The organism is Acinetobacter sp. A3 (assembly GCF_012371415.1).
Taxonomy (GTDB): domain Bacteria; phylum Pseudomonadota; class Gammaproteobacteria; order Pseudomonadales; family Moraxellaceae; genus Acinetobacter.
This window is the reverse complement of the sequence record NZ_JAAZQW010000004.1, coordinates 25,506-41,129: the sequence shown is the minus strand read 5'-3', so window position 1 is coordinate 41,129 and position 15,624 is coordinate 25,506. Positions and strand designations below refer to the sequence as shown.

Here is a 15,624-nt window from a genome sequence, read left to right as displayed (position 1 = left end):
AAATTACCTTTGAATGGAGATGATTCATGGATTTATTAAATATTGCTCAAACTCGCTACACAACCAAAGCGTATGATGCGAGTCGCAGCATTCCTGCAGCACAATTTGAGCGTTTATTAGAAATTCTGCGTTTAGCACCATCTTCAATTAACATTCAGCCATGGCATTTTTTTATTGCAGATCATACCGATGCCAAACAACGCATTGCCAAAGCCTTAGTCGGTAAATATGCCTATAACGCACCAAAAGTACTGGATTCATCCCACACCATTTTGTTTTGTACTAAAGCCGACATTAGCGACCTGCATCTTGAAAATTTATTGAATCAGGATGCTGCTAGTGGACGTTTTAAAGATGAAACAGCCAAGCAAGGTCAAAAAGACAGCCGCACAGGTTATGTCGATTACTACCGCAATGAAAAAGGTGATATTCAGCGTTGGGCTGAAAACCAAACGTTTATTGCACTTGGGCAAATGCTTTTGGCTGCAGGCGTTGAAGGTATTGATGCCACACCAATTGGTGGTTTTGATGAAGCAATTTTAACGCAAGAACTGCAACTGGCTGAACAAGGACTGATTCCTTCAGTTTTACTATGCTTGGGCTATCGTAGTGAACAAGATTTTAATGCCAAGCTACCTAAATCACGCCTAGATAAAACAGAGATTTTCACGCAACTGTAAAATAAAAATGCGATAACGCTAGGGACAAAATTTGTCCCTATTTTTTGGTCTGAATTTTGCAATATCTATATAGACAGTAAGTGCTCAATCTCTATCAAAATAAAAACGAGGTGTATGATGCTTAATTTACCTGCAATGCCACTAAAACTGGAATGTAAACGCTGCAAAAAACTGTATTTACATCAAGCGATAGCCAATCATCAAACTGTATGCTGCCCAATTTGCCATAAAACGACAATGTTGCACGGTCTTGCAGAAACTGCAGATTTAGTGCGACACCCTTTCAGTTTTATATTCAGTTATTTTAAACCGTCATGGCATAAGCGAGGCAAAGTACACTAAGCACGGCAAAAATTAACCCGAGTGTGGTCGATGTTTTTAGTTTTTCTTTGAAGAACAACAAACCACTGATGACTCCAAATACCACGACTAAAATATTCATGCTGGCAAAGACAAGTGCAGGACTGTCTTTGAGCAGCATGTGGGCTTTGACATACAAAGCGATATTGGCAAAATTCAGTGCACCTAAAATTAGACCTGCACTGATATTACGCACATTGCCAATAGTTTTCTCGTGCAGCAAAATATAACCAACAGATAAAACAAATGCGCAGATAAACATCAGATTCAGGGTTACTGCAAACTGAAGCCCCAAGCCTGTGGTGTATTTAAGCAACACATCTATTAAAGCATAGCCTACCCAGACACAAGCCAAGTATAAAACACCCTGTAATGCTTTAGAGGACTGCCCTGCAGCACGATGTGAATATAAAATACATAAGACGGCAACAATGCCTAATACTATGCCAGCAAGTTTTAATTGAGTAAATTTTTCCTGAAAAACAAAATATGCCGCAGCCAAAGACAGCACCACAGACAAACGCTGTGCAATTTCTGTTTTTAAAATTCCAGCACTGTCTAAAGACTTGGCTAGGGCTAAAAACACGCTAGGCAGTAGCACACCTAAACTAAGAATGAGCAGCCATGGTGTTTGCTGTATTGAAATATGAACTAAATTGGGTTTAAACCAATAGAAACACAAAATACTGGCACTGACATAATTCCAAGTAATCATTTGCATGGGTCTAAAGCCCTGTGTTTTGCAAACTTTCAGTAAAATAGACACCAGTACACTACAAAAAGCAGCGGCAATAATCAGTTCCATGACACGCTCGAATATTGGTTTTCAATCATTGTTTTTGTTCTTTATTCAGTTTGCTATTGCATCAGTAAAAAGCCCACAATTGTTGTGGGCTTTTATATTCTTAATGAAAATTAAGCATTATTTGTAGCGTTCAACCATTTTCTCTAAAGAAATTGGGCGAATTTTGTCTGCATTGCCTGCAGTACCAAATGCTTCATAACGGTCGATACAAATTTGTTTCATTGCATCTACAGTTTTGGCGAAGAATTTACGTGGGTCAAATTCGCTTGGCTGTTCTGCCATCATACGGCGCATTGCACCTGTAGACGCTAAACGCAAATCTGTGTCGATGTTGATTTTACGCACACCATGTTTGATGGCTTCAACCAATTGCTCAACAGGTACACCATAAGTTTCTTTGATGTCGCCGCCATACTGGTTAATTACAGCCAACCATTCTTGTGGCACAGAACTAGAACCATGCATTACAAGGTGTGTATTTGGCAATGCTGCATGAATTTCTTTAATGCGGTCAATTGCAAGAATATCGCCTGTAGGTGGACGAGTAAACTTGTACGCACCGTGAGAAGTACCCACTGCAATTGCCAAAGCATCTACATTGGTATCTGCCACAAAGCTACGCGCTTCTTCAACAGAGGTTAACAATTGAGAATGGTCAAGTACACCTTCTGCACCTACACCATCTTCTTCACCTGCCATACCTGTTTCTAGGCTACCCAAGCAACCAATTTCACCTTCAACTGACACACCACATGCATGCGCCATTTGAACCGTACGACGAGTCACTTCTACGTTGTATTCATACGATGTTGGTGTTTTACCATCTTCACCAAGCGAACCGTCCATCATGACTGATGAAAAACCAAGTTGAATTGAACGTTGACATACGTCAGGGCTAGTACCATGGTCTTGGTGCATAACCACTGGAATATGTGGCCATTCTTCAATTGCAGCCAAAATCAGGTGACGCAAGAAAGGTGCACCCGCATATTTACGCGCACCTGCAGAAGCTTGAACAATGACAGGTGAGTTGGTTGCATCTGCGGCTAACATAATTGCGCGCATTTGTTCTAAGTTGTTGACGTTAAACGCTGGAACGCCGTATGCATGTTCGCCGGCATGATCCAAGAGCTGGCGCAATGAAATAAGAGCCATAATATCCTCCCAAATAATGCTGGTTATTCTACCCTGTGATTTGTTTCAATTCAGCAACAAATCATCTTTTTCAAAAAAAAATCCCTGCATAGCAGGGACTTTTAAACAAATTACAACAATTCTTTATTTTTCAGCACTTATTGCGCTTCAGAAGCAGCAACTTCTGTGTCTGCAGTCGCAGCATCAGCAGGTGCATTTGCAACGTCTTCAGGAATATCAGTGTTGCCTTCATCCATAACAGGTTGGTCAATCGCATCAATTGCTGCTTGTTGTTCTGGGGTTACTTGTGCGTTATCTACAACTGCAGAAGATGCATCAGTTTCAGTCGCAGGTGCACTTTCTTTTTTTGCACAAGCAGTCAAGGCTAAAGATGCAGCGATTAAAGCAGCAAGTGTTAGTTTTTGAATCATCATCATTTCCTACAGTTAGGTCATTCATTAAGACTAATTTTATTGCATATTTATGACATTTTTATGACTGTGCTATGACCCACAATAAAAAAGGTTGACCGAAGTCAACCTTTTGTGCAGTTTTGTTGAATAATCAACAATTAAGCACGTTCTAATAAAACCGCAACTGCAGGTAAGGTTTTACCTTCTACAAATTCAAGGAAAGCACCACCACCTGTAGAGATATAACCAATTTTGTCTGCAACTTCGTACTTGTCAATCGCAGCGAGCGTGTCACCACCACCTGCAATCGAGAAACCTGCAGATTCAGCAATTGCCAATGAAAGTGCTTTGGTTCCTTCACCAAATTGATCTACTTCAAATACGCCCACTGGACCATTCCAAAGAATTGTTTTTGAAGTTTTTAAAATTTCTGCAAATGCTTTCGCTGTTTCAGGACCAACATCCAAAATCATGTCGTTGTCAGCAACATCTTCAACTTTTTTTACAGTGGCTTTCGCTTGAGCCAATGAGCCTAAGAAATCTTCAAAGTTGATTTCAGACGCATCAGCAACCACAACATCGGTTGGTAATGGTACTGAAACTTTTGCAGCAATTGCTTTTGCAGTGTCAATCAAATCATTTTCGCATAATGATTTGCCCACGTTATAGCCTGCTGCAGCTAAGAAGGTATTGGCAATACCGCCACCTACAATAAGTTGATCACAAATATCAGACAATGATGTCAATACATCTAACTTAGTCGATACTTTAGAACCTGCAACAATTGCCACCATTGGTTTTTCAGGTGTTTTTAAAGCACGACCTAGTGCATCCAATTCAGCGGCAAGCAATGGGCCTGCTGCTGCAACTGGTGCTAAACGTGCTACGCCTTCGGTTGATGCTTCTGCACGGTGTGCCGTACCAAAAGCATCCATCACAAATACGTCACACAATGCTGCATATTTTGCTGCAAGCTCAGGGTTGTTTTTCTTTTCACCGTGGTTAAAACGGCAGTTTTCTAATAAAACCACTTGACCCGGTGCAACTTCCACACCCTCTAAATAGTCAGTGATGAGTTGGACATCTTGACCCAAAGCTTGGGTTAAATACGCAGCCACAGGCGCTAAAGATTGTTCAGCTTTTGGCTCACCTTCAACGGGACGACCTAAGTGAGAATACACCATCACTGCCGCACCTTTGGCAACAGCAGCTTGAATCGTTGGCAATGCCGCACGTAAACGTGCATCGCTGGTGATCACACCATTTTTAACAGGGACGTTTAAATCTTCACGAATAAGGACACGCTTACCTGCTAAATCGAGGTCAGTCATACGCTGAAAGTTCATGTATAGCTCACTTTATTGATATCAAAACGCCACGATTTTAAATGATTATGCAGAAAAAGGTTAGCAACTTTTGTAGAATTGCTGTTTAAAGCAAAAGTTTTGATTATGATAGAGAAAAGCCACCATCTTTCTCGCACTTATGTCTATCCATCCTGATCCGAATATCAATCGTTTAAACGTTTTGGGCGAACCTCTCGCCAGTTGTTGTTTTGACCCTATTACCGGGTATTTCCGTAACGGTTTTTGCCATACCGCCCCAACCGATTTAGGTCAGCACACCGTTTGTGCACAAATGACTTCGGAATTTTTAAATTTCTCGCAAAAAATTGGCAATGATTTAATCACGCCAGTACCTGAAGTTGGCTTTAATGGCTTACAACCAGGTGATTTCTGGTGCATTTGTGTCACCCGTTGGGTAGAAGCCTATCAGGCAGGTCAAGCGCCACCAATTAAAATTCAAGCCTGTCATCAATCAGTATTGTCTTATGTGCCTTTAGATATCTTGATGGACTATGCGGTGTAATGATCTAATGCAACATCCTCAAATTATTTTAGCTTCTGGCAGTCAAACTCGGCAACAATTGCTGGATCGCTTGCATTTAGCTTATACATCTATCTCCCCAGATATTGATGAATCAGCATGCGGTGAAACTCATGCCGATGATTTAGCACGACGTTTGGCTTTTGAAAAAGCGCGCTGTATTGCGCTGCAACATCCTGATGCAATAGTAATAGGTTCAGACCAAGTCGCATGGCGTGAGCATGCACCACATATTTTTATCGGTAAACCACTTACTACAGAAAATGCTATTCAGCAATTACACGCCAATTCAGGTCAAACCGTATATTTCAGCACGGCGCTCAGTGTGCAGCAGTTATCTACAGGCTTTGTACAGATAATTGTAGAGCATTACACCGTCAAATTTCGCAACTTAACTAATGCTGAAATTGCACGATATGTTGCTCTAGAGCAGCCACTGCAGTGCGCAGGCAGTTTTAAATGTGAAGGTTTGGGCATTAGCTTGTTTGAAGCTATGCAAGGCAATGATCAAACCACGTTGATGGGACTACCCATGATTCAACTGTGTCGTATTTTAAGAGTGTTGAATATTCAAGTCCCCTAATGTTGACTCATTTGAATCTGCATATCAGCTAGAAATCATCTTGCCCTTTCAAGCGACAAAATAGACAATATCAAGATTCTCTATACTCAGACTTGCTTAGGCTATTTTATGTCGCAACCTTTAGATGTTTTAGGCGGAATTACCGCAGAACAATTCCTAAGTGAATATTGGCAAAAAAAACCATTATTGGTACGCAACGCACTCCCAGAAATTGCAAACCTGCTTGAACCTAGTGATGTGATGGAACTGGCACTGGAAGAAGATGTCACTGCCCGTTTAATTAAACAAAAAGACAAAGACCCAAATCAGTGGAGTGTAAAATCATCACCGCTGATTAAAGGCGATTTTCAAAAAATGCCAAAACTTTGGACACTGTTGGTGCAGGCAGTCGATCATTATTCTTTTGACTTGGCAGAACTTTGGAAAAAATTCCCTTTTATACCGCAATGGCGACGTGATGACATCATGGTGTCTTATGCCCCTAAAGGTGGTTCTGTAGGTCAGCATTTCGATTTTTATGACGTATTTTTACTGCAAGGTTATGGTCACCGTCGCTGGCAGCTTGGGCAAATGTGTGATGCAGAAACTGAGTTTGTAGCAGGACAACCGCTCAAATTATTGCCTGAAATGCAGGTTAATTTTGATGAAGTACTTGCACCGGGTGATTTACTTTATGTTCCACCTGGTTTGGCGCATTATGGTGTAGCTGAAGATGATTGCCTGACTTTCTCATTTGGCTTCCGCATGCCAAATATCAGTGAAATGATGGATCGTGTGAGTGATAAATTCTCTGCCGATGAAATGTTACGTACTCCGCTACATGACATCGTTCGAGAACAAAGCACCCAGATTGGTGAAATGACCGCAGCAGAACTGGATTATTTGAAAGCAGAATTATGGGCACGCTTGCAAAATTCATCAGTTTTGGATGATGCAATTTTAAGTTTAATGTCTGAACCTAAATACCCAGAAAATATACCTGAAGTTGATGAAATGGGTGTAGGAGACTTAGAAGAAGCGCTTGATCAGGGTTATCAGATTATGCTTGAGCCCGCCTCTCGTCTGCTTTATACAGCACAAGACGGTCAAATTCTGTTTTGGGCCAATGGCGAGGCAATTTGTGTCGCAGATACATCGATCAACACGCTACAAAAAATAGCGAATGGTGAGCGTGTCTTGCTTGATGAAAACCTGTACGACCCAGATATTTTGGAAGATTTAGTACAACTCTTGAACGATTCCGTGTTAATGCTGCTTCCAGCAGAAGAAGCTTAAACGGCTCTATCCATACATAGCATAGACTCTAAGATGATTCATTCATCTTAGAGTTGGCTTCATCAAAGTATAAGATGGCTTGAATTAATGTATAGCCTGGGGTTGAACTCAGTTTTAACTGCCCACCAACCTGTTCTAAACGCATTTTCATGCTGCGCATACCGATACTCATGCCTTGCTCCAACACACTATTGGCTTCAAAACCAACCCCATCATCCTGAATTTTGAGCAACAACTGATTCGGTTGCATAAATTGCATCGAAACAGCTACGTTTTTTGCCTGACTATGTTTAATCACATTGGTTAAGCTTTCTTCAAGCACTCGCATTAAAGTCAGACACTGTAAAGCATTCGGTTCAATGAGCCATTCATTCGGAAAATCCCATCTAGAGTGAATATCCATTTCATCCATTAACTGACTAAAACGGTGCCGTACAGGTGCAACCCAGACTTTCGGATTTTCAGGCACTTTTGAACCAATTGAAGAGCCACTATCAATAATTTGACGTAAATCATCACGCAATAATTTCAACATCGATAAAAATTGCTGATTACTCATTTCATCTTCATTTTGATCTATCAAAATCATTGATCGAACCAAAGATGCCCCGAGTCCATCGTGTAAATCATGTGATAAATGAATACGCTCCTGTAAACGTACGTTCTCCAATTCTAAATAGTGCTTTTCCGACATACTGCGTTTTAAGTCTTCACTGACTTCAAAAACCCGAAACTCCAAATCTTGATTAAATTTTTCAATTTTTTGAATATTTCTTTTTAAACGCATACCAAGAATCAGCGCAATGAATAAAGTGATTACTGGTGAGGTATAAGGCGATAATGGCTGATATAAACTCGCAGTTTCAGCATCTCCTAAATGGACAACATCGACACAGGCAAATAAACCAATTAAGGTTAAACAAAAAATCAATAAATATAATTCTGTTTTTTGAGTTTTATAACTGAGATAAGCCAAGTAAAAATAAACCACAACCAATAATGATGCATAGCTTAAGAAAACAGTCCCTAAGACAATTTTTGCATAATCCAGTGGTGTGAAAAATATACCGACAATCACCGCAATACTAAATACAAATAAACTCTCTTCAAGCACAGGAAAACGCCGATCTGCAAACCTGAGCAAATACACACTAAAACAGAGTATATACAGAATAAAGAAACTTAGATTTGCTTGAGCAGCCGCCAAAGTTGTGGGGTAAGGATAAGTTTCAGTTGTCAAAAATTGTGAAATGAAAAGTAGCCATAGCAAACAACTGAGTGCAAACCAGCCAAAACTATTATCACGGCGGATAAATAGCCAAATTACCAAACATAAAATACCTAAGGTGGTAGATAAAATGGCGTTTATTTCAAATAAAGTGCGCTTCTTCCATAGACTTTTTTGGTGATGCTTTATATTTTCATGCACGTTATTGAATGTGATTTTGCCCAAACCTGCATTTTGAAATGCATAACCATTTACATAAACTAAAATTTGATTTTTACCCGGCTTTAAGCCAGAGGCAGGTAAAATCCAATAACGTGGCATATTCCAGCTTTTAGACAATGGTTCTTGTAAATGCTGATTCGCCCAAAGCAAATCTTTATTTAAGTAAACTGCCCCAGCACTATTTAAATAATCCAAAGCAAACACAATGGATTGATTTAAACTATGCTCACGCTCACAAAACCACTCCCAATCAATTTTATACCAGACACCACCGTTATAATTTTTCCAGCGTATATCCCAAACATCGGGTAATTTGACATTTTCCCAACCAGTTTCAGGGCTTTTATTTTGTGATGCTGTTTTAGCTGAGCTAATAGAAAGCACACGCACATTACAGTGCTGATTAATTGGATAGACAATTTGCTGCGCATAGCTTTGCCACGCACAGATCAACAGGCATATTCCGAAGGCATATTTTAGCCAGCTGCGCATCATAAAATGCCTAGTGTTCTCGCAGTACTGACCGCTTTGGTGCGCTTGGTCACCGATAATTTACGGTAAATATGTTTGATATGACTTTCAACGGTATAACGTGAAACAAATAATTGTTCTGCAATTTCTCGATTACTTAAACCTTGTGCCACAAGATTTAAAATTTCAAGTTCACGTCCCGTTAATTGTTCATAATTGCTATTAAATGTTTCCGAATTATTGCTGTTTGCAGAATCATCTGAAGCAACAGCAACTTTCTTATGAGAAATTTTCGATAAAATTTCCCGTGCAATAAATGGGTCGATGGGTGCTCCGCCTCTTAAAATACTGCGAATGGCAATCACGATTTCTGCATCATCACGTTCTTTTAAGACATAACCTGTCGCACCTGCCTGAATTGCGGAAAACAAGCTATCTTGCGTGCTCCATGCCGATATCACCAAAATTAATGCACTTGGGTCTCTAAAATGTAATTGTTCTATTAGTTCTTTGCCATTGCCATCTGGCAAGCCTAAATCCACCAACGCCAAAACAATCGGCTGCTCTTCTATACACTTCATAGCAGCTTTAAGATTGCTGACAAAAAACAGCATGTCATCCTGATAGCCAATATCATGCAAAATTTTTCTGAGACGCGACTGAATAATAGGCTCATCTTCAACAATTAAAACCGGCGCTGGTAATATCGTTTCCATTGCTGCCTTCACCCCCAAAAAATATAAATTCAAATATAACAATAGTTTTTCTACTAAATCCATCCCTAGAATTAAGGAGTTTTTATGGCAATGCCTGTTGTTCTATTGCGATGAGCATAGCATTGAAAATGCTAAATCGGTATTTATTCCAATAAATATTGAAAATAGCCCAAGTGTCATACTGATTGCCCACACTTTTATGGGCAATTCAGCATTAGCTTGAGCAATTACACAATCGTTTAGTAATATGTTTTTGAACTATGTGCATGTAAAAATGCAGGAATTAAACCCGTTAAAGCTGCACGAATATCTGCACGCTCATTGATTAATTGATGAGAACCTTCTTCAAGCATTAATAAGGTTTGTAAGCGGAATTTACGACGGATAAATTCGATGTTGTAACGCCAGTCTACTGTTTGGTCTTGCGCGCCTTGTGCCAACCAAACAGGAATACGACATGCTGGACGCTCTTCCATTTCAAACATCCATTTAGACATCGCCAGAATCCAGTCCATACCCATCATTCTAGGCTGTAACGGGTCTTTTAAACGTACAAATCTTAAAAACTCAGGGTTATGGTTATTACGTCGGAAATGTCGTGGTACTTCACGCTTAATACGACGGATAATGCCTAAACCAACAGAGTTATGCCACCATGCAGATTTCGCAGGACGAATCAGCGGTGAAAGTAATAAAACCCGCTCTACAAATGGATTTTCACGACGTTGGGCAAACTCCAGTAGATGATGCATCCAAATTGCACCACCTGTACTTTGGCCAATACCTAACCATGGTTTTGGCAATTGATCAGCATTTTTAACATATTGATAAACCGCATGTAACACTTGTTGATAATGATCAAAGTTTTGAATATTGGCAGGTGAACCATTACTAAGACCATGCCCAGGTAAATCATAAGTTAATACACTAAAGCCTTGCTCAAGTAATTCTTTGATAATGGGCTGATAAATCCCGCTATGTTCTAAATATCCATGCAGTAAAAATACAGTGCCCTGAATTTTATCGAACTTGGTTTTAGTTAAATCAGGCTGAAAAATTTGCACGTGCAGCTTGAACAACGGCATTTGTACATAACCTTGCCAATGCTCACAATCTAGCAAATGAAAACCATAAAGCTGTCTATATGCCTGTAACTCTACACTTGGCTCAAAGGCTCGATTTAGGTTTAAAGGCTGTAAAATTTGTGGCGTGGTGTCTCGACTCGGTACAGGTAAATCGAGCTGTTTTAAAATGCTTGGATTCAAAAAAGGCAAATCAGACATTAAGGCACCTCGCGACATGCGCTAGAACCAAACAAGGCATCCCGAATGGTGGCAAGCATTTCGTAATTAGCACGACGGCTGTGATCATAATTTTGTTCACTAGGACGCCATGCGGTAAGCTGGGTAGGCATTGGAGCTTCTACAGGAATGGTTTCTATACCGTTCAAGGCAAATAACCGTCGTGTACGCGGCATGTGATAACGGTCTGTAATCAAAATCACCGTAGGTGCACCACCCTTTTTTTGTAATAATAACGAACTAAAACGTGAATTTTCACAAGTATTCATGCTGCGATCTTCTAATAATTTTGCATCGACTTCGTATTGTTGTAACCAGCGCTGCATATAAGGTGCTTCTACACCGCTGAGTACAATTGGCAATTGATATTGTTTTACCACCGCCAAAGTCGTTTCTAAACGCAGACGTGTATAGTGATTTACTACAATATCTTTACCATTGTCATCTAAGGTTAATCCACCACCTAACACTACAATTGCATAAGGTTTCGAGTTTTCTGGTATTTTGGGGATGTTTTGTTGATGAATCAAAGCAATATCTTTAAAAATCTCTTCATCTACAGTGTTATTTTCGGCTTCGGCAATTTTATGTGTATTTAAAAACTCAAAATATTGTTCCATTAATGCCTGATTTTCATGGCTGTCTAAATTCAGTAGAGCTTTGACATTTTCTGAAGGGTCTTCAGGTGAAATTTCTGATGCTGCTGTAGGCGCAAGCAATGGTACCTGTGGCTGATCTTGCTCTAATTCTAATTTTCTTTGATTTTGCTCTTCTACAATCAAGGCCTGTAAAGCTTGATAACGTGCCTGAATCAGAGTTAAATTTTGTGAATTTTCAGATTTAATTTCTTGTTCCATTAACTTTAAATAAGCTTGTCGGGCAATCCATAAATCTGAACCAGGTTCTAAGCTGTCTTGATCACTAAAAGCAGCCATTTGCTGACTTTTCGCCGCTACTTCATTCACTTCGACTGGCACGAAGGTATTTAAAGCTTTTACCACCATTTTTGAATAAAAAGGTGAATAGATAAAAATCATTAGACAAGCAAATAATACAAATAACACCGTCGCTATTTGTACTAGTCTGACCATCCAATGGGTATGTTTCATCTATTTTAACCTACGGGCTGATGTGCACGAATCAAACCTGTGTCATCAAATAAGACAGGTTCAGGTTCTAACAAAATACCAAAACGGCTCAATACATCATGTTGCACGGCACGATAAGTCTGCTGCACATCTGCCAAGGTAGCCTCTGCATAATTGACCAAGACCAAAGCTTGTTTATGGAACATACCGACTGCACCTAATTGTTTCCCTTTCCAGCCGGCCTGATCGATCAGCCAACCAGCGGCAATTTTAACCTGCTCATTCGGCTGCGGGTAATGGGGTAAATTCGGATATTGTTGTGCAATTTGGTCAAATTGTTGTGCAGAAATGACTGGATTTTTAAAGAAACTGCCAACATTAGGATACTCAGCAGGATTCGGCAATTTGCTTTGACGTATCTGAATGACTTGTTGCTGCAAGTTTTCAGCAGTTTGATCATCACCGACCGCAGCTTTTAAGTCACCATAATTTAATTTTAGCGCTGCGTGTTTCAGTAATTTAAAGGTCACATGCGTAATAATGTAACGATTAGGCTGATCTTTAAAAATACTGTGCCGATAAGCAAACTGACAGTCTTGCGCAGAGATAGAACAGAATTGTTGCTGATCACGGTCATAAACATGCACAGACTCTATAAACTCACCGACTTCGACCCCATAGGCCCCAATATTTTGTACTGGTGAAGCACCGACCAAACCAGGAATTAACGCTAAATTTTGCAGACCGTAGAGTTTTTGTGTAGTTGTCCACAACACAAAATCATGCCAGACTTGCCCTGCTCCTACTTTCAATGTGACGCTTGTTGCATCTTCGCTCAGTTGTTCGATGCCCTGAATATCCATGTGCATCACCAATGCATGAATATGTTCAGGCAATAACATATTGCTGCCACCTGACAAAATTAGCACATTTAACTGTTCAGATTTGGCAAATGCCAAGGCATCTAAAATATCCTGCGTATGATGAATTTTCACATAATGCGAGGCTGTAGCATCCAAATTTAAGGTATTGAATGGTTTGATTTGCATAGAATGTTGAATGTGCATAACTTAAACCTTAACCTTTAATTCAAATTGTTGTTGCAGCACCTGTGCCCATGCACGACTGCTTGACTCACATTGATCGAGCACACGTTCAAAACCATCGGCTTTACCATAGTACGGGTCGGGTAATTCTTGCTGAGTATAGAGAGGATCATGCTCACTCATTAAGGCAACTTCGGCACGTAAAGTACCAAATTCAGCTTTGGCACGCTGCATCAAGGCCTGAATATTGCTTAAGTTTTCCAAATCCATCGCCAAAATTAAATCAAACTCGATAAAGTCTTGAATCTGTAATTGGCGTGCACGTAAAGCAGATAGGTCATAGCCACGTTTCAACGCATGCTGCTGGCTGCGTAAGTCGGGTGCTTTGCCTGGGTGATAATTACTGGTTCCTGCAGAATCTACCCAAACATTCAGTTGCTGTTCATCACAAAAATGTCGCAGTACAATTTCTGCCGTAGGTGAACGGCAAATATTTCCTAAGCAAACACATAACACCTTGTATGGCGTTTGGGATGACATAAACAACCTCAGAGCTACTTTATTTTTAAGAGCCTTATGTTAAGTTATTTATGATATGAATCCTATATCGTGACTGCACAATAATGTTGAATTAGGTATAAATAATAAGGATAAGCGTATGCAAAATTTTCAATTTCAAACCGTTGGCAACATTATTTCAGGACTTGGCTCAATTTCTGAGCTATACAATATTTTAAAAGCAAAGCCTTACCAACGCCTATTATTGGTCACCGATGCTGGGATATTACAGCAACAATTGCATCTGCCTATTTTAGAAATTTTGGAACAGCTTCAACTAGATTATGCAATTTACGCAAATGTGCAAGCAGACCCCGCAGAACAGATTGTTTTAGATGCGGTTGCCTTTGCCAAACAGCAAAAAATTGACGTGGTTTTTGGGTTTGGCGGTGGCAGCGCTATGGATGTTGCCAAAATCATTGCTGTATTGAGTCATCCTGAACAACACCAACAACTGTCAGACTTATATGGTGTGGGCAATGCTCAAGCACCACGTCTACCCTTAATTTTAGTACCCACTACTGCGGGCACAGGTTCTGAAGTGACACCTATTTCGATTGTCACCACAGGTACGACTAGTAAAACTGGCATTATCTCGCCTATTTTATATGCCGATGTTGCTATTTTAGATGCCAATTTTACCCGCAACCTGCCTGCACAGATTACCGCAGCCACTGGGATTGATGCGATGGTACATGCCATTGAAGCCTATACCTCCAAAATCAAAAAAAATGCTTATTCAGACTTACTGGCAAAACAGGCACTGCGTTTATTGGATCAAAACTTGAAATTGGTGCTTGAAGATGGCAACAATATGCAAGCACGTCAAAACATGCTATTTGGCTCAATGTTGGCAGGACAAGCCTTTGCCAATGCTCCTGTTGCCGCAGTCCACGCACTCGCCTATCCCTTAGGTGGACATTTTCATATCTCGCATGGGCATAGCAATGCCTTGGTACTGACTGAGGTTTTAAAATTTAATGCACCTGCAGCCAAACAAGATTATGCAGAACTCATGTGCTGGTTAGACCCACGTAGTAAAGGCTGCACCGATGGACTGTGTGATTTGTTTATCGATCATTTTCAAAACCACCTTGAGCAGAGTGGCTTAACATTAAAACTCAATACACTAGGCGTACCAGAAAATATGTTAATACAACTTGCAGAAGATGCCCTGTTACAAACTCGCTTGCTACAAAATAATCCTAGAGAATTACAGGTACAGGATGCCTTAAACATTTACCAAGCCATTTATGCTTAATGGATGAAAAATTACAACCTATCAACAACTCAACGAATCGTGTTCAGCCACCGCCACCATTAAAAAATATAGAGTTAACTTTGTGAAACCTGAAATTAAAACCCGTAATCAATACACTTTTTTCGTTCCCATTCAAACCCGCTGGGCAGACAATGACATGTATGGGCATGTCAACAATGTCACCTATTACAGCTATTTTGACAGTACGGCCAATGCCCTATTGATTCAGAAAGCTGGTTTTGAACCCAAACGATCACCTTGCATTGGTTTAGTGGTTAGCTCCACCTGCCATTTTTTACAAGAATTGTCTTATCCCGAAGTCATTGAGGTCGGAGTCGCCATTCAAAAAATTGGGAATTCATCGTTGATTTATGATTTGGCAATTTTTAAGCATGGACAACAACAAGCCTCTGCACAAGGGCAAGTGGTGCATGTGTTTGTAGAACGAAATACACGTCAAAGTTTCCCGATTCCACAAAATATGCGTGAAGCTTTACAAGCCTATATGAGTGTAGACTCAGTCTGATCTAGAGCTAAAAATAAGGCTGGTTTGACCCAGCCATTTGATTTAAACGTTAAATTCTGCAGTTTGAGTC

General features: G+C 40.2%; 16 protein-coding genes. 6 read left to right on the top strand and 10 right to left on the bottom strand.

Annotated features, from left to right (window positions below; translation table 11 throughout):
• The first annotated feature begins 26 nt into the window (after positions 1-26).
• Entirely contained in the window at positions 27-680 is a 654-nt protein-coding gene (nfsB, locus tag HHA42_RS02685; RefSeq protein ID WP_168525378.1) for an oxygen-insensitive NAD(P)H nitroreductase, read from the top strand.
• Positions 681-984: 304 nt separating this feature from the next.
• Here nfsB and HHA42_RS02680 read toward each other — a convergent pair whose 3' ends face one another.
• From HHA42_RS02680 to HHA42_RS02665, 4 genes are all read right to left on the bottom strand, one after another.
• Positions 985-1,845 carry an EamA family transporter gene (locus HHA42_RS02680; protein ID WP_168525376.1) on the bottom strand — a complete coding sequence of 287 codons (861 nt, stop codon included), beginning with the start codon at positions 1,843-1,845 and terminating at the stop codon, positions 985-987.
• A 117-nt stretch (positions 1,846-1,962) separates the two neighbouring features.
• Entirely contained in the window at positions 1,963-3,000 is a 1,038-nt protein-coding gene (gene fba / locus HHA42_RS02675; RefSeq protein ID WP_004973298.1) for a class II fructose-bisphosphate aldolase, read from the bottom strand.
• Between the two features lie 137 nt (positions 3,001-3,137).
• Positions 3,138-3,410: a hypothetical protein gene (locus HHA42_RS02670; protein ID WP_104852089.1), complete on the bottom strand. Its 273-nt coding sequence runs from the start codon at positions 3,408-3,410 to the stop codon at positions 3,138-3,140.
• A gap of 140 nt (positions 3,411-3,550) precedes the next feature.
• Positions 3,551-4,738 carry a phosphoglycerate kinase gene (locus HHA42_RS02665; RefSeq protein ID WP_104852090.1) on the bottom strand — a complete coding sequence of 396 codons (1,188 nt, stop codon included), beginning with the start codon at positions 4,736-4,738 and terminating at the stop codon, positions 3,551-3,553.
• A 139-nt stretch (positions 4,739-4,877) separates the two neighbouring features.
• On the opposite strand from HHA42_RS02665, the gene HHA42_RS02660 reads away from it, so the two are divergent.
• The 3 genes from HHA42_RS02660 to HHA42_RS02650 all read left to right on the top strand — a co-directional run bounded on the left by HHA42_RS02660 (position 4,878) and on the right by HHA42_RS02650 (position 7,137).
• The gene (locus tag HHA42_RS02660; protein ID WP_096900874.1) at positions 4,878-5,261 is read left to right on the top strand and encodes a DUF2237 domain-containing protein; all 384 of its coding nucleotides are present in this window, start codon (positions 4,878-4,880) and stop codon (positions 5,259-5,261) included.
• Between the two features lie 7 nt (positions 5,262-5,268).
• On the top strand, positions 5,269-5,862 hold the full coding sequence (locus HHA42_RS02655; protein ID WP_168525374.1) for a Maf family protein: 594 nt from the start codon (positions 5,269-5,271) through the stop codon (positions 5,860-5,862).
• 108 nt (positions 5,863-5,970) lie between these two features.
• Positions 5,971-7,137, top strand: a complete 1,167-nt coding sequence (locus HHA42_RS02650; RefSeq protein ID WP_168525372.1) for a cupin domain-containing protein — start codon at positions 5,971-5,973, stop codon at positions 7,135-7,137.
• Between the two features lie 28 nt (positions 7,138-7,165).
• Here HHA42_RS02650 and HHA42_RS02645 read toward each other — a convergent pair whose 3' ends face one another.
• The 6 genes from HHA42_RS02645 to HHA42_RS02620 all read right to left on the bottom strand — a co-directional run bounded on the left by HHA42_RS02645 (position 7,166) and on the right by HHA42_RS02620 (position 13,749).
• Positions 7,166-9,079 carry an ATP-binding protein gene (locus tag HHA42_RS02645; RefSeq protein ID WP_252726292.1) on the bottom strand — a complete coding sequence of 638 codons (1,914 nt, stop codon included), beginning with the start codon at positions 9,077-9,079 and terminating at the stop codon, positions 7,166-7,168.
• Positions 9,079-9,774, bottom strand: coding sequence for a response regulator transcription factor (locus tag HHA42_RS02640; protein ID WP_168417417.1), 696 nt, complete (start codon positions 9,772-9,774; stop codon positions 9,079-9,081). The genes HHA42_RS02645 and HHA42_RS02640 overlap by 1 nt, the downstream gene beginning before the upstream one ends.
• A 239-nt stretch (positions 9,775-10,013) precedes the next feature.
• Complete coding sequence (locus HHA42_RS02635; RefSeq protein ID WP_168525368.1) at positions 10,014-11,057, bottom strand: alpha/beta hydrolase; 1,044 nt, start codon at positions 11,055-11,057, stop codon at positions 10,014-10,016.
• Complete coding sequence (locus HHA42_RS02630; protein ID WP_168417419.1) at positions 11,057-12,184, bottom strand: YdcF family protein; 1,128 nt, start codon at positions 12,182-12,184, stop codon at positions 11,057-11,059. Before HHA42_RS02630 ends, HHA42_RS02635 begins: the two co-directional genes overlap by 1 nt.
• 5 nt (positions 12,185-12,189) lie before the next feature.
• Entirely contained in the window at positions 12,190-13,230 is a 1,041-nt protein-coding gene (gene murB, locus HHA42_RS02625) for a UDP-N-acetylmuramate dehydrogenase (RefSeq protein WP_168417420.1), read from the bottom strand.
• Between the two features lie 3 nt (positions 13,231-13,233).
• Positions 13,234-13,749, bottom strand: coding sequence for a low molecular weight protein-tyrosine-phosphatase (locus HHA42_RS02620; protein WP_168417421.1), 516 nt, complete (start codon positions 13,747-13,749; stop codon positions 13,234-13,236).
• A 118-nt stretch (positions 13,750-13,867) separates the two neighbouring features.
• On the opposite strand from HHA42_RS02620, the gene HHA42_RS02615 reads away from it, so the two are divergent.
• Positions 13,868-15,028 carry an iron-containing alcohol dehydrogenase gene (locus tag HHA42_RS02615; protein WP_168417422.1) on the top strand — a complete coding sequence of 387 codons (1,161 nt, stop codon included), beginning with the start codon at positions 13,868-13,870 and terminating at the stop codon, positions 15,026-15,028.
• An 82-nt stretch (positions 15,029-15,110) separates the two neighbouring features.
• Positions 15,111-15,554 carry a thioesterase family protein gene (locus tag HHA42_RS02610; RefSeq protein WP_168417423.1) on the top strand — a complete coding sequence of 148 codons (444 nt, stop codon included), beginning with the start codon at positions 15,111-15,113 and terminating at the stop codon, positions 15,552-15,554.
• Positions 15,555-15,624: the final 70 nt, after the last annotated feature.